Origin of the sequence: Shewanella sp. SG41-3 (assembly GCF_014164545.1) — a bacterium.
Classification (GTDB): Bacteria; Pseudomonadota; Gammaproteobacteria; order Enterobacterales; family Shewanellaceae; genus Shewanella; species Shewanella vesiculosa.
Genome location: NZ_JACJFJ010000001.1, coordinates 60,627 through 85,718, shown reverse-complemented (window position 1 = coordinate 85,718; position 25,092 = coordinate 60,627). Strand labels below are relative to the sequence as shown.

Genomic DNA, 25,092 nt, shown 5'->3' with positions numbered 1-25,092 from the left:
AGACGTTACACTCATTGGAAAATTAACTCACCAACAAAGTGGATATGATGTCTGAAGCCAAAACAGAATTAACAATGTATCAAATAGCTGACCAATTTATTGCCCTAGCCAATCAACTTAGCCAACAAGAAAATGATATTGGCAAAGTCGGTACCGCAATGAGATTTGCCTCTGCTCGTTTTAACGCGTTTGAAGCATCGATTAAATCAGCTAATCTTGCTGCGGAAAAAGATCATGCACTCGCTTGGTTTTCTGATGAATTTAAAGCAATGTTAAAAGAGAATTTAGAAGACCACATCGCTAATCCTCCTATTGCTGCAGAGCAACAAGAGCCAGAAAGCGATGACAGCGTGCAAATGTTTAAAGGCGTTTAACCAACATATGACGCGTTATAACAATAATGCCTAACAGATTATTGCTAGGCATTATTGTTCATAACTGACTCATTTTGCACCGTCAGCAATACGGTTCATCCTAGCCGATATCATGATGACTATTTATAGTCGCAAAATTCAAATATTACAGCAGAGTATAAATCACCCTCATTGCGAGTAAAATTAACACCACACCTGAAAGCCTATCAATTAATTTGGCCTGATTTCGTAACTTAGGCAACACGGCAGAATGAGACAACAAAAATGCAATAATGGTGTACCATAATCCATCAACGATTAATGGCGTAAACACAATTAAACCTTGGCCAATTGCAGTCTGAGCTGCTAACACAAATTGACTAAATAAAGCCAAAAAGAACAGGAGTATTTTGGGATTAAATAATGAAATAGCCATACCATCTCTTGCTGCAATCCACAGACTTGTGGGTTGACCCGCCGCCAATTTTTGCTGCATTCCGCCTTTAGACCTAAGTGCTTGAATCCCCATCCAAGCTAAGTAAATCGCTCCAGTTACCGCGATGGTATTAAAAATAACCGGCGATGCTTTTAATATTGCTGCCAAACCCAATAGAGTTACCAGAGCATAGACACCAATACCGATTGAATGTGCCCAAGCACAGACGATACCGTGTAATCGGCCACCACCAAGGGTATGCCGCACCACCATGGCTAAACTGGGGCCTGGGGACATCGCCCCCAAACAACATATCGCCAATAATCCCAGCCAAGTACTTAACGTCATAACACTCCTTTACTTGTAGTCACCTAATTTGTGCAAAATGCATTTTAACAACCAGTTAAGCATGCGCTGCTAGTGTAGCGCCGCTGATAAGGATGGGTATGATAACGTATTTACAGGGGAAACCTATGGCGACATTAATGATGATATTACTCTTGGTTATTTTTAGTGCCGTGGTGTTACTCATCAGGGCTAAAATTAAAGGTAAATCGATTCCGACCCTGATTATTGTCATGCTCATTTTTATGGGGATCTGTTTTGCTGGTGTGCTCGCTTTTATTAATAAAGGTGAAAACTATCAAGCTTACCAAATGCTTCGTTGGCAGCCGCTACAGCCCGAAAAAATTGCCTCTTATGTTGCACAGGGCAATATTGTGTTTGTTGATATTACAGCAGATTGGTGTGTGCCCTGCCAGACCAATAAAGCCAATGTGCTTCACCGTGAACAAGTCGTAAACCAATTAAACCAACAGCATATTATCCTCATGCAAGGTAACTGGACCCATGCCGATGCGGTCATAGAGCATTACATGGGGCAACAGGCTGTTGCTGGTACGCCGTTTAATAAAGTGTATGGCCCTAGCTACCCAAAAGGGATTGAGTTGCCTAAAGCGCTCATTATCGATGACCTTTATCAAGCGTTATCTCTAGTCGCCCAGTAAATTATCATCCTTGTGATACTTGAAATAAAAAAGACTGCCGAAGCAGTCTTTTTCGTTATTGTGCCATTAACAACAATGGCAGTTAACTTATATTAGAAGCGATAGTTAACACGGCCGTAATAAAAGCCACCGTTGTAATCGAATGGACCACTTTCGTAGTACACTCCACCTAACTCACCTAATGTGCCATCTTTTAACTTCTGCGCTTCTTGATCGAAGATGTTATTAGCACCAACAGATACCGTTAAGTTATCAAGTACCGCATAACTCACTTCAAGATCGATAGTCACTGCAGCATCAGCAACCTCAGAACCCCAATCAGAAGTATCATCAGCATGTGTTGCGTAATATTCACCAAAATAGTTAGCACGCACAGACATGCTTAAATCATCCCAGCTTTGGCCCCACGTTAGAGTGGCACGATGTGCTGGAATACCATCTTCTAAACGACGAACTTTACCTGCATCAGTTGTTTCTGGATCATACTTATCAACACTAGTATCAGTCCAACCATAGGCTAAGCTAAACTTGGCATCGCCAGAAAGCATTTCAGTAGTATACGAACCGACAATATCAACACCTTGAGTGGTGGTATCAAAGTCATTGGTATAGAAGGTTACCGCTGAAATCAGTTCAGGAAATTCAACACCAGCAGCTCTTAATGCATCATAATCACTTGCTTTAACCGAAATTTGGCTTGACTGAGCAATACGACCGGTGACTTCAATGTTGTAGTAATCAACTGTTAAGAACAAGTTTTCATATTGATACACCAAACCAGCTGCATAGCTAACAGACTCTTCAGGCTCAAGCACTTCACCGCCATAGAAAGCCGCTAATGGATTTGTTGGTGGCGCAATAAAGGTCTGAATCAAATCACCATTCACAATCGATGTTTGCGTATTAACTACGTTTTCTTGACCGACTGTAGGTGCACGGAAACCGGTACTGTGTGAAGCACGGAACGATAATTCATCCGTTGCAACATACTGCGCGGTTAACTTGTAGTTTAATGTGTCACCAAAAGTAGAGAAATCTTCGTAACGAAGTGCGACACCTAGTAAGAAGTCTTCGGTTAAATACGCTTCAACGTCAGTATAAATACCAATGTTGCTACGGTCGTTTTTACCAGCTGATTCTGGACCAAAACCTTTAAATCCATGTGAGCCGATGTTGAAACCCTGGTCTGCGTAAGGGCCAGCAATCCAAGAGGCTTCATCACCTTGACCAATTTCAAATGACTCTTTACGCCATTCAGCACCCGCAGCAAAACTAATGTCTTCAATGCCACCTAAAGTCACAAAACGCGAGAAATCAAGGTTTACCGTTGTTTCAACTTGCTCGTAAGAGCCGGTGTCAAAGTCTGTTGGCGTATCTAAGCCCAACGATGGGTTAAGAGAGTTTTTTAAACCAAAGCTGGCTTTGTTACTACCTGTACCTGCACTGGCATCGTACATCCATTCACCTAACTCGCCTTTAACACCGGCAAAGAAAGACATGTCTTCAATTTTACCGGTAAATTGTGGCGTATACCCACCAGGGCGAATTTGGTTCATCGCAAAACAATTTGGATCGGCGACCATAGCTTGATACTCAGGGGTATCAAGCACGTTAGGAACATTAGCTGGCACAACCGCACAAGTTGATTGATCGCCATTAACAGCACCTACGAGTAATGTTTCACCACCATCGTTGGAATACACGTTACCGCGGTTATGTGGGTTACGATAGTAGAAACCACCTGTTGCTTCACGTGAAGAGACGTTACCAAAAGCATACAAATGAGTGTCATCATTAATATCAAAACCTGAGTTTATGAAAACAGTATAGTCATCATTAATCTCTGGATTACCCCATGTTTGTGCAGGGTCTTGAATTGAAGTGTTGCCAGCGGCGGCAATCGCAGCGGCATCTGGACGCTGTACACTGCGACTAGTCGCATCAGCGGTTTTATATTGCGCACTGATGTTAACAAAGCCATCATCAGTTAACGGTAAACCGATGTTACCATCGATAGTAGTTGCTGCGCCGTCACCTTCGTAGTATTCACCTTGACTGACGGTGATAGAGCCACCTTCAGAGGCGTCTTTTAATACAAAGTTCATAACGCCCGCAATCGCATCAGAACCATACTGAGCTGCAGCACCATCGCGTAATACTTCAACTTGCTTTAATGCTACACCTGGAATAACTGAAATATCTGGACCTTGAGCACCATCGTTAATGCCACCACCTTGGAAAGCAATAACTGACGCACGGTGACGGCGTTTGCCGTTAACCAAAATAAGCGTACTGTCAGACGGTAAACCACGTAAGTTAACCGGACGAACTAGCGTTGCTGCGTCACTAATAGGTTGCGCACGAGAGTTAAAAGAAGGCACAGATGTCACTAACATGTCGATCATGTCAGTTGAACCATTTTTCTTTAAATCATCACTGCTGATGATGTCAATTGGAACCGGTGAATCACCAATTGAACGCGGTGCAGCACGTGAACCAACTACTGCGATTTTTTCAACATTTTCTTTGTTTACAGCTTCTTCATCTTCAGCAAAAGCTTGAGAGCTAATTACCGTTCCGGCAAGTGCAAATGAAATGGCTAAGCTTAAAGAGCTAATACCAAATTTAGATTTTTTTGATTGCATCATCATTATTATGTTCTCAACTGCTTATTATTGTTGTTTGTCGACTATGTCTTTTACAAAAATTGCTAAAAAACACGTCACACTATCGAAATAATCCCTATCCCGACTACATTTCTATAACAATTGAATTACAATTGCTAACACTTTTTGGGATAAATAAGCACTTGCTAAAGATTGAACAACACAATAACGATCTAAGCTTTTGATTTTTAGTGACATACATCACAAAACGAATTATTTTCAATAAGTAAATATTTTAAACATAATCACTACAAACCTTAAGTGTAATTATAATTTTACACTTTAAGCTGCATTTTTATCCTAGAAGTTTTTAGAGGATTAACCGAAATAAACAAGCTAATTTCAAATCAATATCAGTGAGGCTTTGCCAATTGATATTGACCCGTGTAGGTTAGTCAACATAATCTAAACGGACGTTTGATTTCTATAATAATAACTCAAACATAAAAGGAGATAGCATGCCTTATGATGCTGATTCAACACTCGACCTAGATCAATACTCATCCATTGTTGATTTAATCGAAACAGCGTGTGAAAAGTTCGCTGGCAATACTGCGTATGCTTGTCTTGGTAAAAGCACCACTTTTAGTGAAATAGAACGTGATTCACGCTATTTTGCCAGCTACTTACAGCATTGCACCTCATTGCAAGCGGGTGACAGAGTCGCAATCCAACTGCCTAATATTACTCAGTTTGTCATTGCGGCGTATGGGGTTATTCGCGCGGGGATGGTGCTCGTGAATACAAATCCTATGTACACAGAACGTGAACTAATTCATCAATTTAATGACTCAGGGGCTAAAGCCTTAATTGTATTATCTGATCTATTACCAACATTAACTAAGGTTATCGATAACACCGCTATCGAGTTAGTTATTTCAACGCATGCAATGGACCTTATTCAGCCACAAGGCCAGCAAGAAACACCATTTAGTAAAGTAGAATTTATGGCCGTGCTTGCTGAAGGTGCCAAACATCCATATAACCCAATAAAACCCAACCATGATGACTTAATTGCACTGCAATACACTGGCGGCACAACCGGTTTGTCCAAAGGTGCTATGCTCAATCATGGCAACCTTTTAGCCAACTCAGGCCAAGTGAAATCGCGAATTGCCAGCACCATGAACGAAGGGCATGATGTATTTGTCGCGCCATTACCGATTTATCATATCTATGCTTTTATGGTTAACTTAGTCCTGTATTTTGAATCAGGTGGTTGCTCAGTATTAATCCCTAATCCTCGCGACATTGCAGGGTTGATCAATACTATGAAAGCTTATCCCTTTACTGGGTTTGCAGGCTTAAACACATTATTTGTCGGTTTATGTCATCAACCCGAATTTAAAGCCTTAGATTTCAGCAGAATGAAAATAACCATTTCAGGTGGTACCGCCTTAACCAGCGCCGCGGCTAATTTGTGGCAACAAACCACTGGTTGTATGATTTCAGAAGGCTATGGTTTGTCTGAAACATCACCTGTCGTCAGCCTTAATGCACCTGGTCATCAGCGTCTTGGTACTATTGGCAAACCCGTTTTGGGCACTGAAGTGCGAGTGCTTGATATGGATGACAATGAAGTGGCTATCGGTCAAGCAGGAGAACTTGCTGTTCGCGGACCTCAGGTGATGCAAGGGTATTGGCATAAAGCCGAAGAAACCGCTAACGTCATGACTAAAGACGGCTTTTTCAAAACCGGCGATATTGGTATTGCCAGTGTTGATGGTTATCACACCATTGTTGATCGTAAAAAAGACATGATTATTGTCTCGGGCTTTAACGTCTATCCTAATGAAGTTGAAGACGTACTTGCAAGCCATGAGCTAGTGCTAGAGTGTGCGGTCGTCGGGGTGGAAGATGAACGTTCTGGCGAAGCGGTAAAAGCAGTGATTGTATTAAAACAGCCGCCAACGGATATTGAGGCAGTAAAACAGACAATTAATGATTATTGTCGAAGCCAACTCACGGCTTATAAAGTCCCACGTATTATTGAATTTACCGAACAACTGCCAAAAAGCACAGTAGGTAAAGTTTTACGTCGTGAATTACGCAAGTCAGCTTGATTAGCAATCGATGGTTTGGAACATTCTCCCTAAGGTGAATGCTTGTCGATAATACCGCGTCCCGTTCATCAATAAACAAGATGCTGAGGCATATTGTTTATTGATGAACGATTAACATACCGAATTAGCCAATCAATTCTGAGCTGATTAAATTGCGGGCTCATCGTTATCCATTAATAACTGTAAGCTAGCAAACTCACGATATAATTCGTTACTGGTCATCAATTCGCTATGGGTTCCGCTGGCAACTAATTGCCCCTTATCGATGACAAAAATCCGATCGGCATTAATCACTGTCGCTAAACGATGGGCAATAATCACTGTGGTACGTTGAGCCATTAGAGAATCAAGCGCCTGCTTAACTTTTATCTCGCTCACAGCATCTAACGCACTAGTGGCCTCATCAAGTAACAGTAATGGCCTATCGGCTAAAATCGCTCTAGCAATCGCTATCCGCTGCTTTTGACCACCAGATAAGCGCACGCCACGTTCACCTAAATAAGTTGCATAGCCTTGGGTAAACTCGCTAATAAACTCGTCGGCTTTAGCCGCAATACAAGCCAGCTTAACTTCTTCATCACTGGCATCTAAGCGACCATATCGCACGTTATCAAGTACGTTCATAGCAAAAATCACCGACTCTTGCGGTACCAGTGCATATTGTTGGCGTAAATCAGCCAATGATAGCGTCGAAATATCAATACCATCTAATAAAATTCGCCCTTGTTTGGGCTGATAAAAGCGCATCATCAATTCGAATAAGGTGCTTTTCCCTGCACCACTTGGACCCACTAAGGCCACACGCTCACCAGGAGCAATCGTCAACGACAGCTGGCGGATCACGTCTTGCCCATGATCCGATGGATAAGCAAAGCTCACATTATCAAAACTGAGCAAACCATTAACAGGCAGCACCAATTGCGCTGGTACAGCTTGCTGAGGTATGTCTATTGGGGTGTTAACTAATTCTACTAACCGTTCAGCCGCCCCAGAAGCCCGCTGAATTTCACTGAAGACTTCACTAATAGTCGCTACAGCACCTGCGACCATCACAGCGTAAAACATAAACGCAGACAACTCCCCGCCAGTGATGCTGCCAGACATAACGTCTTTGGCGCCAATCCAAGTCACAAAGGCAATGGCGGCAATACTTAAGAACATCACGGTTGATATAAGTAGTGCACGATACTTGATACGGCCTTTCGCCACATCCATTACCGCCTCAACACGGTCGGAAAAAAGTTGACGGTCTTTAGCTTCATGGGTATACGCTTGAACGGTATGAATCTCATGTAACGTTTCATCGATATAAGCACCTAGATCGCCTACTCTATCTTGGCTTTTACGCGACAAAGCCCTTACTTTTCGTCCAAAAAAGCTCACAGGACCTAGTACCAAGGGAACCGCTAATAAGACTAATGCAGTCAATTTAACACTGGTAAACGCCATCATAACAATGCCACCAATCACAGTGACACTTGAACGTAATGCCATTGATAAACTCGACCCAACAACGCTTTGTAATAAAGTACTGTCTGCGGTAAATCGTGAAATCACCTCACCAGTTCGCTGGGTGGCAAAAAAAGCTGGCGATAACGCGATTAAATGACTGTAAACCTGTAATCGAATATCAGCACTAACCCGCTCGCCGAGCCATGTCATAAGATAGAATCGGCAAAAAACCGCTGTGCCGCTGACCGCTGTTATCGCAATAATAAACAACATAATCTCATTTAAACGCCCTGCGTTATCGGCAACAAAGCCCTCATCCACCATCAGTCGCACACCTTGCCCAAGCGACAGCCATGCTAGCGATCCAATAAACAAAAAGATTATTGCTGCCACTACCTTCAAACGATAAGGCGATAGAAACTGTAAAATCCAAGGCAGAACAGGATGCGGTGGAGAAGATTTAGTAGGAGAAATTGCCGCGGTTGCAGTAGTCGTTGAATTCGTCACAGTATTAACCAGCATAAATAACTAAGATATTCTGATAGTACCAACAAAACATTGTAGATGCTTTAACTACAAGCACCCAAAACACCTGATTATTGTTCAGCAAAAATAATGCTAAGCGGGTACTGAACCTTGTTGGTTGAAATTTGTTAGTTAACATTCGTTCGGCACGAACAACTTAATGGTTTATTTAGGGATACGACATAAGCCATTACCCTAAAACAAACTAATTTGATGAAAATGCAAGCCGTGTAGCCGCCCACTTGGGCTGCGTTTGTGGCTTCTTGCTGCAGTATTAAAAGCCTTATGCATATAAAATATTGCCACATACTGCGCCAATATTGTTATTGCAAGCTCCCCGACCTGCTTTTGACTAACAATAATATGAGGAAAAATATAATGAAGAATAGCTTAAGCGCGTCAAGCGGTTTTACATTAATAGAATTGGTTGTCGTGATCATAATTTTGGCCATATTAGCTGTTGTGGCTACAAGTAAATTTATTGATTTACGTACTGATGCAATCGTGTCGACTATGGATGGTATGGAAACAGCAATGCAGTCAGCGGCAACGTTAACCTATTCCAAAGCCGCTATTGCCGGCGTAGAAAGACTTGCGTCAACGACACTTAATGTTGATGGTGTTGATATTAAGCTGGCGTATGGTTACCCAGATGGAAGTGCTGAGGGGATTGATCTATTAATAAACCCGCCACAAGGTGATTGGAACAAACGCCCCAGCGTATTTGCTGGAGCCTGGATATATTGGCATGGTGTTATTGTTGAAGATGCTGGCACCGCAGCATGTTATTTACGTTACCGTCAGACAACTTCAACCGGTGTTCGTCCCATTATAAATGTTCAAACTAGCGGCTGTTAATCGTCAAATATCATTTAACACACGCATTTATTGCAATCCACAAACATGATTAAGACTCAGGGTAGCGTTTTTCAATCGCTTTCAAAGAGCGTAAAAATAAGCCTAAACCACCCACACTAAGTACCAAAATAACAATTAAATCAAATGCACTCATGTAAGAGAATCGAAAATTAATCGAGCTTATTACGCCAAAAATTAATGCCACTAATGAGCCAAATGTCAGTAACCAGCCAAGTATGTTTCTGCCATTATAAAACATAATGCCCACGCCAAACATAAACGGGATCATCACCATACCACTGGTAAGCCCAAAACCACCCAGCTGATATAAATGGCTACTAAAGCCAAATGAACTGGTCACTTTAATGGCATTTAATAACATATAAAAGCCACCACACATCATCACTAATCCAATAAAGAACTGACCTATTCCGCCAGACGTTCCACCAGCACCTTTCATCATTATCCCTTGAAAACCATTATTTTAAGTCAATAGATTGATGTTACTTAACCGTACAATTAATAGCAATCATCGGTATAACATGAACATTGTTACCCAATAATGCTTGATTGCCCTAGCGAGGTACTCTTAGCATCTTGTTTTATAAAAAATCTCCCTTGGCATTTAAATATCAATATCGCCTTAGCGAAAATAGCTGACGGATAAAATAGTAAAACTGAACTCATATTTTTCTTATCAACTTGTTTAAGCCTAAGCCTCGCGCTACTAGGTGTTATCTGAGATAATATTAGGCTATTTTATTGATATTCTTTTTTATTAGGTAACACAGTCATGACAACCCAATTTGCTTGTTCAGGTATAGAGCTTGAGCTTTTTCGTTATCCAAGCCAACAAGCATCCAACTTACAAGCATGGGACGCGGCTGATGAATACCTAATCAAATACCTCATTGATGCAGAAATAACCCCAGACACAACTGCAATTCTTAATGATAATTTTGGTGCGCTGACATGTGCATTAGCAGCACAAGCTCCAAACAGTGAGTTAATAGTTGAAACCGACGCAAAAACCAGTTTACTAGGATGTCAGCAAAATTTATTAGGCAACAAACTGGCGCCGACTAATATTCAATGGTTTAACAGTCGCGATACTCTGCCAGACAATATTCAATTAGTGTTGATGAAATTACCGAAGAATCTTCATTACTTTGGCCAGCAACTTGCGCGTTTATCAACTGTGCTTCCAGCGGGAACCCAAATACTGATCGGTGCTAAAGCCAAGTCAATCAACCCCGCATTGCTCGCCAGTATTGAAAAGAATCTAGGTCCTGCATCAGCCAGTTTAGCGTGGAAAAAAACACGGGTAATCAGCTGTATTAGCGATGGTAAACCACGCTCATTAGTGCAAGCGGTGAGTTGGAACGTCGATGAACTGAAACTGACGATGAGCAATCTTGCCAATGTATTTGCTGCCAATAAGCTCGATATTGGCGCAAGGATTATGCTCGATAACATGCCCAAAGGTGAATTCAACCACATCATAGACTTAGGCTGTGGTAACGGTATTTTAGGCTTACATGCAAAGCAATGTTATCCACATGCGCAGATCCACTTTGTCGATGATTCTGATATGGCTATCGCCTCGGCAAAGCATAATTGGCATGCTAACGCCCTAGACGCTCAGTCCCAAGAACCACAAACAGAACAAACGCCACAAGCTTTTTTCCATTGGGACGATTGCCTGAGTAACTTACCCGCAGATGTTGAACCAGACTTAGTGCTATGTAACCCTCCGTTTCATCAAGGGGAAGCTATTACCGACCACATCGCTTGGCAAATGTTTGTCGACGCACATAAACGCTTAAAGAAAGGCGGTTTATTGCATATTGTCGGTAATCGACATTTAGCCTACCACGTTAAAATAAAGCGCATTTTTAAAAACTGCACTACTGTGGCATCCAATGGTAAATTTGTCATTTTACAAGCGATAAAATAAGTTGATTGGTCGCTATATAAAAATTTGACAATAATCATAATGGACGACTTTATTTAATGGACAATCAAGCAAAAGACTATTTAGCGATCAATAAACACGCATGGAACCAGCGAACTCAAATCCATCTTGACTCAACATTTTACGCCTTAGATGCATTTATCCAAGGCAAGTCATCATTAAACCCCATTGAACTTGAACAAGTCGGCGATGTACACAATAAAAGTCTGTTGCATCTACAATGTCACTTTGGGCAAGACAGTTTATCGTGGGCAAGACTTGGCGCTAATGTCACTGGCGTAGACTTATCTAGCGAGTCGATTACGACAGCCAAAAAGCTGGCCGCTCAACTACACTTACCAGCAACATTTATCAATAATGACATCTATCAGTTTGGTGACCACAATACCGAGCAATATGACATCGTATTCAGCTCTTATGGGGTGTTAGCTTGGTTACCCGATTTAACTCGCTGGGCCCAAACCATTGCGGGCGCATTACGTCCTGGCGGTGAGTTTCATTTAGTTGAGTTCCACCCGTTTAATGATGTGTTGTCTGGTTATGGCTATTTTGCGCAGTTACAAGCGGATATTGAAGCTGAAGTCACCTACACCGAAAACCATAACGACCAAATCGAAACCGTAGTCACTTGGCCACATCCGATAAGTGAAGTGATTAGCGCACTCATTGCGGCGGGCCTCAGCATCGAAGCGTTTAACGAGCACCCTTACAGTCCTTATAACTGTATCGAGGGTTTGGAGTTTGTGGCAGGCAAAGGATATCAGCTAAAGCATCAAGGCCATCTCATCCCACTTATCTACTCTATTAAAGCTAGCAAAGTGGGATAAATGAGCCTAAAGCCTATTTAACTAAGCTTAAGCATCCGTTTTAGTTGATGACTGTTGATGTGTTGCAGGCGGTGCAAACAATATCCGCCAACGTTGTTTTAGAGATAATTGGGCTTGGGTAACATCACCCCACATCTCACGCCATTCACTAAAGGTCACCACTAACGGATTAAAGCTGTTTACCGGTTTAGTAATACCGTAAACCACAGTTTCATTTTCAGGCTCGAATGTACCAAAGAGTTTGTCCCATATAATCAGTACCCCAGCATAATTTTTGTCTATGTATTGTGGGTTACGCCCATGATGAACTCGGTGATGGGACGGTGTATTAAAAATCCATTCCAATGGCCCTAACGACTTAATCGCTTGGGTGTGAACAAAGAACTGCAGCCCTAGATTGAGCAACACCGCAAACACCACCCAGTTAGGATCAAAGCCAATCACCACCAGCGGTAACCAAAACAGCCACATTCCTGCCAATGGGTACATTAAGCTTTGTCTAAAAGCTGTGCTGAAATTCATGTTCTCTGAACTGTGGTGCACCACATGTGCCGCCCACATCCAACGAATACGATGACTAGCGCGATGAAACCAGTAATAACAAAAGTCTTGAGCTATGAGCAATAAACCAAAAGTGAATAAGCTCATTTCCATATCAAATAAACGCCAACCGAAAAAGTGTAAATAGATTTTCGCAATAAATAAGCCTGCAATGATATCCGCCACTTGATGCATGCCAGCTAATACAAAATTACACAGCACTTCGGCAGGGCGATATTGAGCATTACTCGGTAATCGCTGGGCGCGAACGCCAAACCACCACTCCAATAAAATACAGCCGAAAAAGATCGGTGCTAACACCAATAATAACCACTCAGGGTGAGCAATCAGTAAATCCATGTCCATATTGTTATCCATTTCTATTTATTATTATTTTAACAAGGTTTGTACTAGCGCTTCGCTGCGCCTAATGCCTAATCAACGCTTTGTTGCGCCAAAGCCATTTTAGTCAACCGCTTCCAATAAGCGCTTTTTAGTTATCCTTTGTTAGTAAACAGTTTTTAGTCATCCGTAAGCCTTAGGTTAAAAAAGCACTCACCTCTTAGATACCATTAGTGTTTATCACCATTTGGCAAAATGGTCTTCAGTTAAGCCAAGCTGATTAGTTAACTTATATTGGTTACCATTGTTATCGCAAATCACGCCACTAAAATAGCCAATATATTGTCTAAAGTTGTTTTTTAACCAAATTAAATTGAGCTTTTCGCTGCGCTGATTTAATGGTCTAAAATGCAAGTCGACATTGCCATCATTAGTCGTGATATGCCATCCATCTTGTTGTGAGTGACGATTAAAATCAAACTGTGCACCACCCAATAAATGACGTTGACCATTAATCCACATTACATTTTCAGTCTGACCAGTTTCGTTAACCCCGGCGGCCAAATTAAGCCCAATAACACCATCGTCGGTTTGAGCATTGATTGAAGCCCAACGCCAACTGGTTTCGCGGCGCATAAATCCAGCTGAAAAGTCATAACCCGCCAATGCATATTGCAAAGGCTGTGGTTCATGATGAATGGTTAATTGCCCTGTGACGGCTAAGCCATTGTGCTTTTGAGTATAGGTCCAACCGTTATAACCCGTTGGGGTACACAAGCAGATGGGTAAGCTCAATGGTGCAGGCTGAATACGCAGATTGGCTTGTATGTCTGCAAGATTAATCTCGACTTGCCATTGGCCGTCGACAATATTAATAACAATTCCTTTGCTTTTCCGGCCAATCTCAGCGCGCCCATGCTTAGGTGAGTCACTTAATTTACAGCCAAGCCCTAATGGGGTTAACCATTGTGTTTGCGTTAGCTTATTAGCTTTGATGTCATAAAGGTAACAAAAGCCATTAGCAACATAACGAATATCCGCAATCGCAAGTGCAATGATATAATGAGGGGTGATAATACTCACAAATTGGAACTGCTTAAAATCAAAATGCTTAGCCACTGCTGATGCAGGTTTGTCCATTACCGTAGAGTAAGCAAACTGATCAACGTTGAGTGAATCAACAAGCCCATCAAACATGCCAAATACAGGCTGGCCATTGGCATTAATCAATTTATCTGGCGCCAATTGTGGCTGTTTATGTTGCATTGCATTACCTACATAATGTTGTTTATCAAACTTAAGTTGCATAATACTAACCTGAATTGATCAGTGATTAATGTCAACAACCCCGTAAGATTGTTGTCGGCATCTAAATTGAACCTCTGAAACAAGTTATTGATTATTGACTTAGCTATATACCTCGAGGCGTTCATTAGCGAATTTATCTTTATAACAACATAACCTTAGCGATGCTGGAAACCCAGACAAATTCTGGTATCATTTATCTACCTTTTGCTTGTTATTGTTGCCTCATGAAGTTATTGATCCCTATTTTACTGTCTACATTATTGCTATCAGCTTGTGCGAGTTATGAGCCAACTCATGTTGGTCTCAATCCCACATTGGGGCCCGTCAAGTTACAAACTGAAGCTGATTATCCGCTAATGGTTGACACCATAGACACCCGCGAAGCCAGTTTTGTGGTACGTTTCAACGAAAAAGGCAAAACGCCGAGATTAGTGAGTGCCAGTGAACCTATCCGCCAACAACTGGACAAATTATTTCGTAATGGGATGATCAAAGCTGGTTATGTCATAGACCCCGCCGCACGAAATTCAGTGCAATTTCAGTTGAATTATTTATTAGCAGATGTCACTGATACCACCTTCAGTTTTGAATCTAAAACACGTTTAGTGATTAATGTACTAGCTAAAAATTCACAGCAAGAATTTACTAAAACATATAATGCTAACGGCTACTTAAAGGGTCCATTGAGCCCTGATTTTGCCACGCTTGAATTAGATATCACCAAGCTAGTGGATAAACTCACGACAGAAATTCTTAACGATGAAGAGTTACACCAATTTATTCAACGTTAATTGACCACGGCTTAGCAGCGATGAGTCACGAAAGATGCCAATAAAAGGATTGCATATTATGTTTAAATGGCTTGCCACTTGTTTATTGTTATTGGCCAGCATAAGCGCCAATGCTGAAGTCGATATTCAAAAAGACACCCTATATCCACAAGTAGAGTTAGACACGTCTATGGGGAAAATTGTGGTTGAGTTAGATCGAACCCGTGCACCACTTACAGTCGATAACTTTTTAACTTATGTGGTTAAGGGTGAATACGACAATACAATTTTTCATCGGGTAATCGCCGAATTTGTGGTTCAAGGTGGTGGCTTAACTCCTAAATTAGAAGAACGTCCTTCGCTAAAGCCTGTGGTAAATGAGTCGGGCAATGGTTTATCGAACGCTCTTGGCACAATAGCCATGGCTCGAGATAATGACCCCCATTCAGCCACACGACAGTTTTACTTCAACATGGGTGACAATAAGAAATTAGATCCGTCTAAACGCCGCTGGGGCTACACCGTTTTTGGTGAAGTCACCAAAGGGATGGATGTGCTAGAAGCCATTTCATTGATGCCGACTGAACATAATAGCACCCTAAACTGGCCCGATTTTCCGGTAAAAACCGTAATACTAAAAAAAGCCACTTTACTGCCTCGCTAATTTCCCACGACTGATCTATACCTATCGATGGTAATAAGCGCATTACCATCGATATTGTCTTAATGCTTAGTCTCAAAAACTCTTAGTTTAAAAAATATCTAGACCAGCACAAATACCAATACCAGTGCATGATTGACGTTAATCAGCACCAAGGGATGTTTAACATAATCATCCGACTACCTAGCCCCCTACATTTTTACTAGCTTATAAATCAATGAAATAGCACTATAGAATGACAAATATGACTCTTTTTTTAATGCTTATCACGTTAATCGCCAGATTAACGTCTATAATCTAGTTTACTCTTTCAGACAATTAGCTGCGCAACTCTTGGCACCGTACTTCTAATATTCAAGGACGTAAATATTATGACGGCTAATGATTTCATTGAAACCAAAGCCCCACAACTTGCCTATTACGGCAAAGCTTTTTTAGACAATCAATTAGATTACAAAGAAATACAACTGTACATGTGGGATGTATTAGAAGAGTGGCAATTTATATCAAACAATCCCAAGCAATTAACTGAGCAACCCAGTGATACTGAAAAAGTGTTTTGGCACTTATTGTATTGTTTTGATCATTGGTCTGGTTGGGCCATTAAAGGCAATCAATATTTACGCCAACAAGTGCATGACTGTTGCGACTACATCAATATTGGTGGCAATGTGCCACAAAGCTGTATAGGTATCAGACCTTAAGTCAATTATCTGAATTATGGTCTGCATTCTAGTTTAACCTCAAACTGGCTGAATAATCTTTTAGAATGGCTTGAACCTAAACCTCTTGCAACATAAGCTAGAGCCATTCTCCATTATCCAGTTGTCTTATGTCGGTTTTTTTGGCTCGTACCCGTGAAGCATTATCGGTTTATTACCACAAACGAGTATTAATCTTACTCTTGCTGGGATTTTCTGCCGGCTTACCATTAATGCTGGTCTTTTCGACGCTGAGCTTTTGGTTACGTGAGGCCGGCGTTGACCGAGCCGCCATTGGTTACTTTAGCTGGATAGCACTCACCTATGCTTTTAAATGGGCATGGTCACCATTAGTCGACCGTATGTCTCTGCCCTTATTTACGCGTGTTTTAGGCAGAAGACGAGGTTGGATGCTGTTTGCACAATTGTGCTTAGTTGGCGCCATACTTGGTATGTCGATCAGCGATCCTGTGGTTAATCTTGAACGTTTGGCTTTGTGCGCGCTACTACTCGCCTTCGCATCAGCGACTCAAGATATTGTCATTGATGCTTTTCGAATTGAATCTGCTCCAGAAAAAATGCAAGCAGCACTCGCAGCAGCCTATCAGGTCGGTTATCGAGGGGCGATGATCATTGCCACCGCAGGTGCCTTAACCATAGCAGCTTGGGTATCACCAGGTGATGATGCTTACAATCTACAAGCTTGGCAAACAGCGTACTTTGCCATGGCAATGTTAATGGGCATTGGCATTATTACCACCCTATGCAGCAAAGAACCTCAGGTTGATACTAAATACGCTGACGATAAAGAACGGCAACTAAGAGCCGATTTTGCAGCCAAGTATCCAGCCAAAATCGCCGGAACGTTAGCCTGGTTATACAGTGCTAGCGTATTGCCTTTTATTGACTTTTTTAAACGTCACGGCAAAAGTGCCATTCTGATTTTGTTGCTCATTTCATGCTATCGCATCTCCGATATTGTCATGGGCATCATGGCAAATGTGTTTTATGTCGATATCGGTTTCAGCAAAGAGGAAATCGCTTTTATCAGTAAAGTCTATGGTTTAATCATGACCTTAGTCGGCGCCGCTTTTGGCGGAGTATTGCTGATGCGTTATGGCACCATGAAAATTCTATTCTTGGGCGCATTATTAGTGGCGGTAACTAACTTGTTGTTTGCTTGGCAGGCCTATATTGGCTATAACGTGCCATTTTTAACCTTGGCTATCTCGGTGGATAATTTTAGTGCTGGTATCGCGACTGCGGCATTTATTGCCTACTTATCGAGTTTAACCAGTACGGGTTATAGCGCAACACAATATGCCTTGTTATCCTCAATCATGTTGTTGTTTCCAAAATTTATCGCCGGATTTTCAGGCTTATATGTCAATGCTTTTGGTTATATCAACTTTTTCATTGCTGCGAGTTTGATTGGTTTTCCTGTGCTGTTATTAGTGGTGTTGGTTAATCGATCGCAGCTACAAGTGATGGCACAGGCTCAATCATTAGATGGTTCAATTGATGTATCAACAGATGTGGCTAAACCACCTCTTTAGTAACGCTATGTTCAATTTTACCTCAACTCGGTAATACTTAGTTGAGGTCATTCTGGTAGCGCTTCTGAGTCAGAATCTGCCTTTATCTTTTTTGGGCTGTTAGGTGTTAGGTGTTAGCAAACTTCAGTTGGATTTTGGTGACAAGGTTCTGCACTGGCTAAAGAGAATGACAAGTCTGATTAATCTCGCCTAATTAACATTGCTTAAGTACACCATGACGTCATTGAAACTAACTGCCTGGTGCAGGCCTAGTGCAGATGATTAAGCGAGATGCCAGCGATTAATTTTTACGGTAAGCATCCATGTGGGCGGCGCCAAAATGTCACTATTTGGGATACTCGCCGATTCATCTACACGGGAAATTTCTCTCTTCAATTTAACGTCATGCTTGTCTGCCGGTAAGAGCTTAATAGAAAATTTAATCAAATCTAAGCAACGGGCTTACTTTTGGACGAAATGTGTTGTGGTTAACGCCGCAGCTCCTTTAGCTCACCGCTGTGATATTCAAATTGAATAAGCCACTAGGTGGTGGATGGACCACGACGGCATAGCGTTATTGAGGCGTTTGGTCTTGTTGAAGGTATTCAACTCGGCATAAAATTACCATGAAATCCCAAGGGCAGATGGTAAGGTAGCCATGCTCTTGCAATGGGGCCTGAAGATAAATCATTCACTGCAAAGATATTCAAACAAGTACGCTTTGTCGGTACATGTAGTGCGGTACCGATTAAGTAGCCGGTATTTTCGATCGCTTTTGGGCAAACACTAATGTGCTCTTCAACCAAGTAATCTTCCCCAAAATGGTAATGCTGTTCTGCGCCAGTGTCGGTGTTGAGAGATGATAATGTATCACTCCATAGGCTATTGGTTTTAGCTGACAGATGGTATAAATAGTGGTTTTTTAAACCGACCACATGATCACACACGCGTGGGAACTCGCTCGTACCTGGCATTATTTGCATACTGTAATGACCCTCTGTGTGCAGAGTAATCAGCGCTGTTTTTGCTTTTGTACTGGCCTGTTCAATCTTGCCTTGCATAACATTAGACAGCTTATGCAATACATTCACGTCGGGATACAAGCTCGCATCAAAATGAATAGTGCCATTTATTTCTTCCCATGCATTTCCATAATGAAATACAAACCCCGCTGGAAGTTCGTAGTGCTTGATAACAGTTAATGACTGCTTACTAATCACTAACACCCTCATTGGAATGTCAGTATTGTATTTAATTTGTTCAAAATGTCCTTCAATAGATTTATCAGTAAACAGTGATGGCAGAATGATCAACAGGTGCTTGTCTGTGATGAGGAAATCATGCAGCATTGCGCCACGATATTGAGTGTTAATTACCCCTGCATTTTTGACGTTACCGTTCGCGGCCAGATGATAGAGCACAATATTACCTGATGGATGCAAACCAAAATTCCAAATATCACCACTAGGATCCACTTTTGGATGAGCAGAAAAAGGCAGCCCTTGTAAAGCATTGGCGTATTTTGACTCTGCGCCTAAATGAACTTGCTGTTGAAATTGCATTGAATCACGATCTATTTTTGTCGGAGACCCAGCCTCCCAAAGGGCCCAAAGATCATCACCAACAGCAATGATATTGGTATTGGCGGTATTGACTGTGTCAGGAGTCACCACCGGTAGCGCATGGGCAATTTTGGTCTCAGGGCCAGAATAAACAAATTGCTGGGCTTGTTGCTCTTGGCTAAATTTTGGTGTGTTAATGAACTGGCCGCGATGGACGATATTCTGATTTTTTATTTCAAAACGTTGCAACATGCCATCACCTTCAAAGGCATGTTGATATCGGATGGCTCCACGTTCATGTTTTGCTGGGCCATTGCGATAAAATACCCCATGTAAATCTGCTGGAATACGCCCTTCAAGTGAAAGTGTTTGTGGCTCAAAGTTACGTTCTACATTGGCAAAACCAATCAATTCAGGATGAACAGCTAAGGCATCGTTAAATAGCCGTTTAACATTGACCATAGCCGGAGCTACGGGTGCGGTAAGTAAGGTTGCAGATGCGGGCAATACACTTGATGCACCGACTATAGCCATGCTTTTTAAAAACTGTCTACGTTGCATAATTAGCACCTCCCTATGTTAGTAGATAATTTGGGTTTGATTAATCACGGGATCTTGCTGTTCGGTTACGGTAAATGCCGCATCTTGATAACCAACTGGACCATAATTAGGTTTGGCGTTGTTTGAAAATCCATAACCTTCTGATGGCATTCCAAATAGGTTGGTGTCTAATGTGCCGTTATTATTTTCGTCTTGAAAGAAGCGAATAGCGTATTGACCGACAGGAATATTAGTAAAAATGACCTTATTGATACCTTGCTTAGCTTGAAGATAAGTAGCACTAAGTGCCTCTCCTTTTGAATAGCTGTCTTGACTATTAAACAGCTGTGCGTAAATCTTACTGGGTTGAGCGTTAACGCCCTCTATTTCAAAAGAGATATCTGCTGCAAAAATCGATGAAGTAAACAATGAACTGCAGAGTATTGAGGTCAGTATGACTTGGGTTAATTTATTGCTGTTAACATTTATTTTCTGGCTGTTGATGCTCATTTTTATATCCTTAGCAAATGGTGTCATTGTGCAGGCACGTTGACTTGTTAAATTGGAATATGCTGGTGAAGTATCACCGTTGCGTCTTGTTAAATAGACGATAGAATGGGCATCAGAAAAGCAACAGCCGCTTTACGTAAAATGGGTTAAAAACTTCGTAAGATGTCACTAAAAAGGAATGTGTACCATTGGCGATTCGTGAAATATCTACTAAAAATCAATCGGTAAACTTTACTTTTAATAAAAGTAAATTACTGCGAGAACTACTTGTTGTAATATCTATAGGACTTTTTATTGGTTTTTTAGCACCGTTTGGCATGCATGAGCTGCCGGTCTTTATGTCGATTAGCTATTGGGTTTTTACCTGTGTTTGTGGTTATTTTATTTATTCACCGTTAATCAATCTAGGGCATAAATATTTATCTGAGAAGTTAAGTACTCCTTGGCTACGTGTTGCAATATCATCTTTAATAGCAAGTATATTAATGAGCTTAGTTGTGCCATTAATCACCATGATATTTTTTAATTCCCCTATTAATCTCATCAATGACTTTCTTCATTTCCTGCCTAAGACATTAGTGATTGGCGGTGTTATTACCTTTTTTAGTGTGTGGCAGAATCATGTTAAACAACAGCAACAGCAGTTGGAATTATCAACAAAAGTGATTGAAGAGCATGCCTCAACGACTGATACCAAGAGTATTCAAATTGAGCAATTTATGTCGTTATTACCCATCAACAAACGCGGCCAGTTGTTGTGTTTAGAAATGGACGATCACTATTTGAAAGTGCATACCGATAAAGGTAGTCACATGCTGTTGATGCGTCTGAAAGATGCTTTACTACAGCTTGAGGGGTTTCCTGGCTTACAAACTCATAGGTCATGGTGGGTGGCAAGTGATGCGGTCGTATCAGTAAATAAACAAAATAGGAAAATGACATTGTTGCTAAGCAATCACCTTGAGGTCCCCGTTTCAAGAACGTTTGTTGATGCGGTTAAAGCAGCAAATATTATTTAGGTATTTTGTTCAGAGAAAACAGTATGCTGTCGCCAAACAATGCTGGTTTCACGTCGATACACCTCAGAACGAGTATATGATTAGTCATCCATGAGGATTGTTGCAATGGATGTCTACCCTCTTGGCGTTTTAAAACAATTTTTCAATATTGGTCATTGGAAGAAATAGATTGCTGTCACCATTTTTACAGCCATTGTTGCGGGAAAAATGCCATGACGTACGACAGCCTCGGTCATATTCCTAACAAACTAAAAAAATAATTCGCTTAATTTAATAAAAAAGCCGATAGGGTTACCCGTATCGGCTTTTTTCTGTTCAGAATGGCTGTCTTCAGGATTAATCTCTGAAGTTATTGAACTGGAATGGTTGGCCAAGATCAGACTCTTTCGCTAGGCGCATAACAGCTTGCAAGTCATCACGTTTTTTACCAGTGATACGAACTGAATCACCTTGGATAGCAGCTTGTACTTTAAGCTTACTGTCTTTGATAGCTTTGACTAGCTTTTTAGCAATCAGTGAGTCGATACCTTGTTTAAAATTTACTTTTAAGCTGAAGGTTTTTCCACTATGAACCGCTTTGTCGTCAACTTCCATTGATGATGGATCGACGTTACGTTTACTCAGCTGAATGCGCAAAATGTCGACTAATTGCTTACAAATAAAATCATCTTCTGATTTTAAGGTAACCACATTGTCTTTCAAATCAATGTCAATTTCTTTACCACGTAAATCAAATCGGCCAGCAACGTCACGGCGGGAGTTTTCTACCGCATTGCGTAATTCTTCTTCGTCAACTTCTGACACAATATCCATAGATGGCATCTTGCTTTCCTCTTTGGTTCATCACATATATATTTTGCTATTTTACACTAGGAGTCATTATCGGGATAGTGGAGTGCGACCACAGATGTCATCACGAGGTTATTAATGACTAACTGGTGATTGATTAACAAAAAATCATCAAGCAGCTATTTTTATTGATAATATCACTATAGGGCTTATTTAGACTGAGTTTAACGATGATTAACTTACGATTATCAGCAGTATAAATGGCTCGACTATAACAATTATGACTTTCCAGAGAGGTTAATGAGTGACAATTTTCAGTAGGTTTCTTATTATTAGCCATCTTCTCGCTTCACTAGGCCAATATTACGCTCGTGATCACTTATAAAAATATTTTCAAGCTTGCCTTAGTTGTCGCCATCATTGTGACAAGCTATCTTGTTTTTTCAAAACCAAGTTATCCGCAGACTTTTGCTCATATGGACAAAGTAGGCCATTTAGGTAGCTTTTTCGCGCTTGCTTACCTAGCTCATTACGCTTTTAAACCACGCTGGTATTTTTTGTGTAGCGCTTTGGCGACCTATGCCGTGTTGATTGAGCTGATCCAATCACGTCTTCCCTATCGTAGCGCATCAGCTGCCGATGTTATCGCTGATCTTACGGGTATTGCCCTGTTTTATTTAGTGCATTTTTCGATGATTAAATACCGTAAATTAAAAGCGAATCGCTAAAAAATATGGTAAAAACATCACTATTGCCACCATCATCCACGCACGATAGTCATCGACTGATTGCCATATTAGGCGCGGGTGCAATTGGGCAATTGATGTATCACAAACTGACTGTCTGCTCGCCAACGCCAGAAGTAGACGATGTGATGTTTATTGGCCGAGATAAACAAACTCGGCAACAAAAACTGGATTTTATTGATGATGAGCAGCAATGCCATAAAGCATTAGCGACCATATTGGGCACCGAAGATAACCGCTTAGCCCAGGTTGAATTACTGCTTGTGTGTGTCAAAGCCTATCAAGTTGAACTAGCACTTATCCCATTGTTAACCAAACTGTCTCCTCAGTGCCATATTATATTACTTCACAATGGTTTAGGTCCCCACTTTTCGGTGGCTGCTGCATTAGCAAAACATCAAGGATTGACCTTAGGCACAACATCGCAGGCGGCATTGAAACAAAATCAGTGGCAAGTAAAACACAGCGGCTTTGGCGTAACCCAACTGGGGCATTTTAGCGGCCCTCTTATGCCGACAGCATTAAAGATGCGCCTAAATAATCTGCACAGTGACCATCAACCCATTGAATGGCATCAGCCTGTTTTACCCGTGTTATGGCAAAAGCTGGCGATTAATGCTGTCATAAACCCATTAACTGCACTAAATCAGTGTGCTAATGGTCAATTAGCCGCGACTCAATACCAAGCACAGATCGCGGCAATTATTGATGAATTAGTCCAAGTGGCTCAATCTGATGGCATCAACTTAGATAAAGCAGCACTGAGTGCGCGGGTATACCAAGTGATTGCGTTAACCTCAGCTAACTTTTCATCTATGTATCAAGATGTCGCTCACGGTAGACCCACTGAAATTCATGAGATTAATGGCTATATTTGCCAGCAAGCTAAGGCGCATCAGCTTGATGTTCCCCAAAATCAAGCTCTCCTCGAGAGAGTTTTACGACTCAGTAAGCCTAATAATATTAACTCCACATCACTAAAATAGCCGCAATAGCGATTAGCAGTAATCCGGCAACATCATTAATTTTCACTTTCTGTTTCAGCCAAAAGGTCGCAATAATCAGGGTGAAAAACACCTCAACCTGACCTAAGGTTTTCACATACGGTACAGCCTGCAACGACATTGCGCTAAACCAGCCAATCGAACCAATACAACTGGAAACGCTAATGGCTAAGGTTAATTTAGGTCGCTGCCACAAGGCTGCTAAAGTCGATTTATCTTTTGCCAGTAAATAACCAATTAGCACTATGGTTTGTAACCCAATAACCCACAGCAATACCCATGCTGCACGATGCGTAAATGGCCCTTGTAGGGTTAAACTGGCTTCTCTTACCCATAAGGATGTCAACGCAAAAGCACTGCCGCATGCAAGCCCTAATAATACCGTTTTCAGTGATAACTGTTTAAAACCCTGCTTGCTACTGAGCAACATGACTGCCAAACCGCCGATGACAACGCCTATCCAACCTAGTATTGATAATTGAGTACCAAAAAAGATAACCCCAAGGATAGCGGCTACTAAGGCTTCGCTTTTGGCTAGCCCAGCACCTATGGCATAGTTCTGCATTTTAAACAGCTTCACCATAAGCCCTGTGGCTAAAATTTGCATTGATGAAGCACCAATAACAAAGCCCCAGAAGCTGGCATTAAAAGTGGGTATTGCAGTAGGGGAATATTGATGCAAACTAAATAGATAGACAGCTGCGATGGGACCAGCCCAAATAAAGCGCGCCAAGGTTACGCCTGCCACACTGACGTCTTTACTCAGCTTGCTTTGAAATGCATTGCGCCACGCCTGCATGAATGCGGCGAGAAAGGTAAACATGATCCACATATTGGTTACTGCTCTAAAAAAGCCCTGAAACTTGGTAAAAAGTCAGGGCTTATACAAGGGCAATTAGATTA

The 25,092-nt window shown here is 41.5% G+C and carries 23 protein-coding genes; 13 read left to right on the top strand and 10 right to left on the bottom strand.

Features of this window, described 5'->3' with window-relative positions; all coding sequences use genetic code 11:
• Window positions 1–47 precede the first annotated feature (47 nt).
• On the top strand, window positions 48–374 hold the full coding sequence (locus H5164_RS00410; protein WP_124017850.1) for a DUF3144 domain-containing protein: 327 nt from the start codon (window positions 48–50) through the stop codon (window positions 372–374).
• A gap of 145 nt (window positions 375–519) precedes the next feature.
• Here the strand turns inward: H5164_RS00410 and H5164_RS00405 are convergent, their stop codons facing one another.
• On the bottom strand, window positions 520–1,137 hold the full coding sequence (locus tag H5164_RS00405) for a LysE family translocator (RefSeq protein ID WP_182754183.1): 618 nt from the start codon (window positions 1,135–1,137) through the stop codon (window positions 520–522).
• Window positions 1,138–1,235: 98 nt separating this feature from the next.
• Here H5164_RS00405 and H5164_RS00400 point away from each other — a divergent pair, with 98 nt between their 5' ends.
• The gene (locus H5164_RS00400) at window positions 1,236–1,796 is read left to right on the top strand and encodes a thioredoxin family protein (protein ID WP_404717002.1); all 561 of its coding nucleotides are present in this window, start codon (window positions 1,236–1,238) and stop codon (window positions 1,794–1,796) included.
• Window positions 1,797–1,888: 92 nt separating this feature from the next.
• Here H5164_RS00400 and H5164_RS00395 read toward each other — a convergent pair whose 3' ends face one another.
• On the bottom strand, window positions 1,889–4,444 hold the full coding sequence (locus H5164_RS00395) for a TonB-dependent siderophore receptor (protein WP_124017915.1): 2,556 nt from the start codon (window positions 4,442–4,444) through the stop codon (window positions 1,889–1,891).
• A 476-nt stretch (window positions 4,445–4,920) separates the two neighbouring features.
• On the opposite strand from H5164_RS00395, the gene H5164_RS00390 reads away from it, so the two are divergent.
• On the top strand, window positions 4,921–6,525 hold the full coding sequence (locus tag H5164_RS00390) for an AMP-binding protein (protein WP_182754181.1): 1,605 nt from the start codon (window positions 4,921–4,923) through the stop codon (window positions 6,523–6,525).
• A gap of 147 nt (window positions 6,526–6,672) precedes the next feature.
• Here H5164_RS00390 and H5164_RS00385 read toward each other — a convergent pair whose 3' ends face one another.
• A complete protein-coding gene (locus H5164_RS00385) occupies window positions 6,673–8,499 on the bottom strand; it encodes an ABC transporter transmembrane domain-containing protein (protein ID WP_182754178.1) in 1,827 nt (608 codons plus the stop codon).
• 381 nt (window positions 8,500–8,880) lie between these two features.
• On the opposite strand from H5164_RS00385, the gene H5164_RS00380 reads away from it, so the two are divergent.
• On the top strand, window positions 8,881–9,360 hold the full coding sequence (locus H5164_RS00380; protein ID WP_182754175.1) for a type II secretion system protein: 480 nt from the start codon (window positions 8,881–8,883) through the stop codon (window positions 9,358–9,360).
• Window positions 9,361–9,409: 49 nt separating this feature from the next.
• On the opposite strand, the gene H5164_RS00375 is transcribed toward H5164_RS00380, so the two are convergent.
• Window positions 9,410–9,820: a hypothetical protein gene (locus H5164_RS00375; protein WP_124017846.1), complete on the bottom strand. Its 411-nt coding sequence runs from the start codon at window positions 9,818–9,820 to the stop codon at window positions 9,410–9,412.
• Window positions 9,821–10,153: 333 nt separating this feature from the next.
• Here H5164_RS00375 and H5164_RS00370 point away from each other — a divergent pair, with 333 nt between their 5' ends.
• Window positions 10,154–11,317 (top strand): methyltransferase, encoded by a 1,164-nt coding sequence (locus H5164_RS00370; protein ID WP_182754172.1) that lies wholly within the window; start codon window positions 10,154–10,156, stop codon window positions 11,315–11,317.
• Between the two features lie 56 nt (window positions 11,318–11,373).
• Complete coding sequence (locus H5164_RS00365) at window positions 11,374–12,162, top strand: bifunctional 2-polyprenyl-6-hydroxyphenol methylase/3-demethylubiquinol 3-O-methyltransferase UbiG (RefSeq protein ID WP_182754169.1); 789 nt, start codon at window positions 11,374–11,376, stop codon at window positions 12,160–12,162.
• Between the two features lie 27 nt (window positions 12,163–12,189).
• Here H5164_RS00365 and H5164_RS00360 read toward each other — a convergent pair whose 3' ends face one another.
• Complete coding sequence (locus H5164_RS00360; RefSeq protein WP_182698681.1) at window positions 12,190–13,068, bottom strand: sterol desaturase family protein; 879 nt, start codon at window positions 13,066–13,068, stop codon at window positions 12,190–12,192.
• A 216-nt stretch (window positions 13,069–13,284) separates the two neighbouring features.
• Window positions 13,285–14,352: a DUF2804 domain-containing protein gene (locus tag H5164_RS00355; protein ID WP_259396702.1), complete on the bottom strand. Its 1,068-nt coding sequence runs from the start codon at window positions 14,350–14,352 to the stop codon at window positions 13,285–13,287.
• Window positions 14,353–14,576: 224 nt separating this feature from the next.
• Here H5164_RS00355 and H5164_RS00350 point away from each other — a divergent pair, with 224 nt between their 5' ends.
• The 4 genes from H5164_RS00350 (at window position 14,577) to H5164_RS00335 (ending at window position 18,040) form a co-directional block, all read left to right on the top strand.
• Window positions 14,577–15,143, top strand: coding sequence for a YajG family lipoprotein (locus tag H5164_RS00350; protein WP_182754166.1), 567 nt, complete (start codon window positions 14,577–14,579; stop codon window positions 15,141–15,143).
• Window positions 15,144–15,201: 58 nt separating this feature from the next.
• The gene (locus tag H5164_RS00345; RefSeq protein WP_124017840.1) at window positions 15,202–15,786 is read left to right on the top strand and encodes a peptidylprolyl isomerase; all 585 of its coding nucleotides are present in this window, start codon (window positions 15,202–15,204) and stop codon (window positions 15,784–15,786) included.
• Between the two features lie 368 nt (window positions 15,787–16,154).
• Window positions 16,155–16,487, top strand: a complete 333-nt coding sequence (locus tag H5164_RS00340) for a hypothetical protein (protein WP_124017839.1) — start codon at window positions 16,155–16,157, stop codon at window positions 16,485–16,487.
• 128 nt (window positions 16,488–16,615) lie between these two features.
• Window positions 16,616–18,040: an AmpG family muropeptide MFS transporter gene (locus H5164_RS00335; RefSeq protein ID WP_182754163.1), complete on the top strand. Its 1,425-nt coding sequence runs from the start codon at window positions 16,616–16,618 to the stop codon at window positions 18,038–18,040.
• A gap of 584 nt (window positions 18,041–18,624) precedes the next feature.
• Here the strand turns inward: H5164_RS00335 and H5164_RS00330 are convergent.
• Together H5164_RS00330 and H5164_RS00325 are read right to left on the bottom strand one after the other, a co-directional pair.
• On the bottom strand, window positions 18,625–20,142 hold the full coding sequence (locus H5164_RS00330; protein WP_182754160.1) for a carotenoid oxygenase family protein: 1,518 nt from the start codon (window positions 20,140–20,142) through the stop codon (window positions 18,625–18,627).
• Window positions 20,143–20,160: 18 nt separating this feature from the next.
• Window positions 20,161–20,631, bottom strand: coding sequence for a DUF2141 domain-containing protein (locus H5164_RS00325; protein ID WP_182754157.1), 471 nt, complete (start codon window positions 20,629–20,631; stop codon window positions 20,161–20,163).
• A gap of 188 nt (window positions 20,632–20,819) precedes the next feature.
• On the opposite strand from H5164_RS00325, the gene H5164_RS00320 reads away from it, so the two are divergent.
• Complete coding sequence (locus H5164_RS00320; RefSeq protein WP_182754154.1) at window positions 20,820–21,650, top strand: LytTR family DNA-binding domain-containing protein; 831 nt, start codon at window positions 20,820–20,822, stop codon at window positions 21,648–21,650.
• Between the two features lie 336 nt (window positions 21,651–21,986).
• Here H5164_RS00320 and H5164_RS00315 read toward each other — a convergent pair whose 3' ends face one another.
• Entirely contained in the window at window positions 21,987–22,472 is a 486-nt protein-coding gene (locus H5164_RS00315) for a YajQ family cyclic di-GMP-binding protein (RefSeq protein ID WP_182698676.1), read from the bottom strand.
• 338 nt (window positions 22,473–22,810) lie between these two features.
• Here H5164_RS00315 and H5164_RS00310 point away from each other — a divergent pair, with 338 nt between their 5' ends.
• The gene (locus H5164_RS00310; protein WP_124017833.1) at window positions 22,811–23,167 is read left to right on the top strand and encodes a VanZ family protein; all 357 of its coding nucleotides are present in this window, start codon (window positions 22,811–22,813) and stop codon (window positions 23,165–23,167) included.
• A 5-nt stretch (window positions 23,168–23,172) separates the two neighbouring features.
• Complete coding sequence (locus tag H5164_RS00305) at window positions 23,173–24,171, top strand: ketopantoate reductase family protein (protein WP_182754151.1); 999 nt, start codon at window positions 23,173–23,175, stop codon at window positions 24,169–24,171.
• Here H5164_RS00305 and H5164_RS00300 read toward each other — a convergent pair.
• Window positions 24,149–25,021: a DMT family transporter gene (locus tag H5164_RS00300; protein WP_124017831.1), complete on the bottom strand. Its 873-nt coding sequence runs from the start codon at window positions 25,019–25,021 to the stop codon at window positions 24,149–24,151. The genes H5164_RS00305 and H5164_RS00300 overlap by 23 nt on opposite strands.
• Between the last annotated feature and the right edge of the window lie 71 nt (window positions 25,022–25,092).

Bases quoted from the DNA above. Each gene is read 5' to 3' on its own strand.
- H5164_RS00410 (WP_124017850.1), top strand. From the start codon at position 48: ATGTCTGAAGCCAAAACAGAATTAACAATGTATCAAATAGCTGACCAA.
- H5164_RS00405 (WP_182754183.1), bottom strand. From the start codon at position 1,137: ATGACGTTAAGTACTTGGCTGGGATTATTGGCGATATGTTGTTTGGGG.
- H5164_RS00400 (WP_404717002.1), top strand. From the start codon at position 1,236: ATGATAACGTATTTACAGGGGAAACCTATGGCGACATTAATGATGATA.
- H5164_RS00395 (WP_124017915.1), bottom strand. From the start codon at position 4,444: ATGATGCAATCAAAAAAATCTAAATTTGGTATTAGCTCTTTAAGCTTA.
- H5164_RS00390 (WP_182754181.1), top strand. From the start codon at position 4,921: ATGCCTTATGATGCTGATTCAACACTCGACCTAGATCAATACTCATCC.
- H5164_RS00385 (WP_182754178.1), bottom strand. From the start codon at position 8,499: ATGCTGGTTAATACTGTGACGAATTCAACGACTACTGCAACCGCGGCA.
- H5164_RS00380 (WP_182754175.1), top strand. From the start codon at position 8,881: ATGAAGAATAGCTTAAGCGCGTCAAGCGGTTTTACATTAATAGAATTG.
- H5164_RS00375 (WP_124017846.1), bottom strand. From the start codon at position 9,820: ATGAAAGGTGCTGGTGGAACGTCTGGCGGAATAGGTCAGTTCTTTATT.
- H5164_RS00370 (WP_182754172.1), top strand. From the start codon at position 10,154: ATGACAACCCAATTTGCTTGTTCAGGTATAGAGCTTGAGCTTTTTCGT.
- H5164_RS00365 (WP_182754169.1), top strand. From the start codon at position 11,374: ATGGACAATCAAGCAAAAGACTATTTAGCGATCAATAAACACGCATGG.
- H5164_RS00360 (WP_182698681.1), bottom strand. From the start codon at position 13,068: ATGGACATGGATTTACTGATTGCTCACCCTGAGTGGTTATTATTGGTG.
- H5164_RS00355 (WP_259396702.1), bottom strand. From the start codon at position 14,352: ATGCAACTTAAGTTTGATAAACAACATTATGTAGGTAATGCAATGCAA.
- H5164_RS00350 (WP_182754166.1), top strand. From the start codon at position 14,577: ATGAAGTTATTGATCCCTATTTTACTGTCTACATTATTGCTATCAGCT.
- H5164_RS00345 (WP_124017840.1), top strand. From the start codon at position 15,202: ATGTTTAAATGGCTTGCCACTTGTTTATTGTTATTGGCCAGCATAAGC.
- H5164_RS00340 (WP_124017839.1), top strand. From the start codon at position 16,155: ATGACGGCTAATGATTTCATTGAAACCAAAGCCCCACAACTTGCCTAT.
- H5164_RS00335 (WP_182754163.1), top strand. From the start codon at position 16,616: ATGTCGGTTTTTTTGGCTCGTACCCGTGAAGCATTATCGGTTTATTAC.
- H5164_RS00330 (WP_182754160.1), bottom strand. From the start codon at position 20,142: ATGCAACGTAGACAGTTTTTAAAAAGCATGGCTATAGTCGGTGCATCA.
- H5164_RS00325 (WP_182754157.1), bottom strand. From the start codon at position 20,631: ATGAGCATCAACAGCCAGAAAATAAATGTTAACAGCAATAAATTAACC.
- H5164_RS00315 (WP_182698676.1), bottom strand. From the start codon at position 22,472: ATGCCATCTATGGATATTGTGTCAGAAGTTGACGAAGAAGAATTACGC.
- H5164_RS00305 (WP_182754151.1), top strand. From the start codon at position 23,173: ATGGTAAAAACATCACTATTGCCACCATCATCCACGCACGATAGTCAT.
- H5164_RS00300 (WP_124017831.1), bottom strand. From the start codon at position 25,021: ATGTGGATCATGTTTACCTTTCTCGCCGCATTCATGCAGGCGTGGCGC.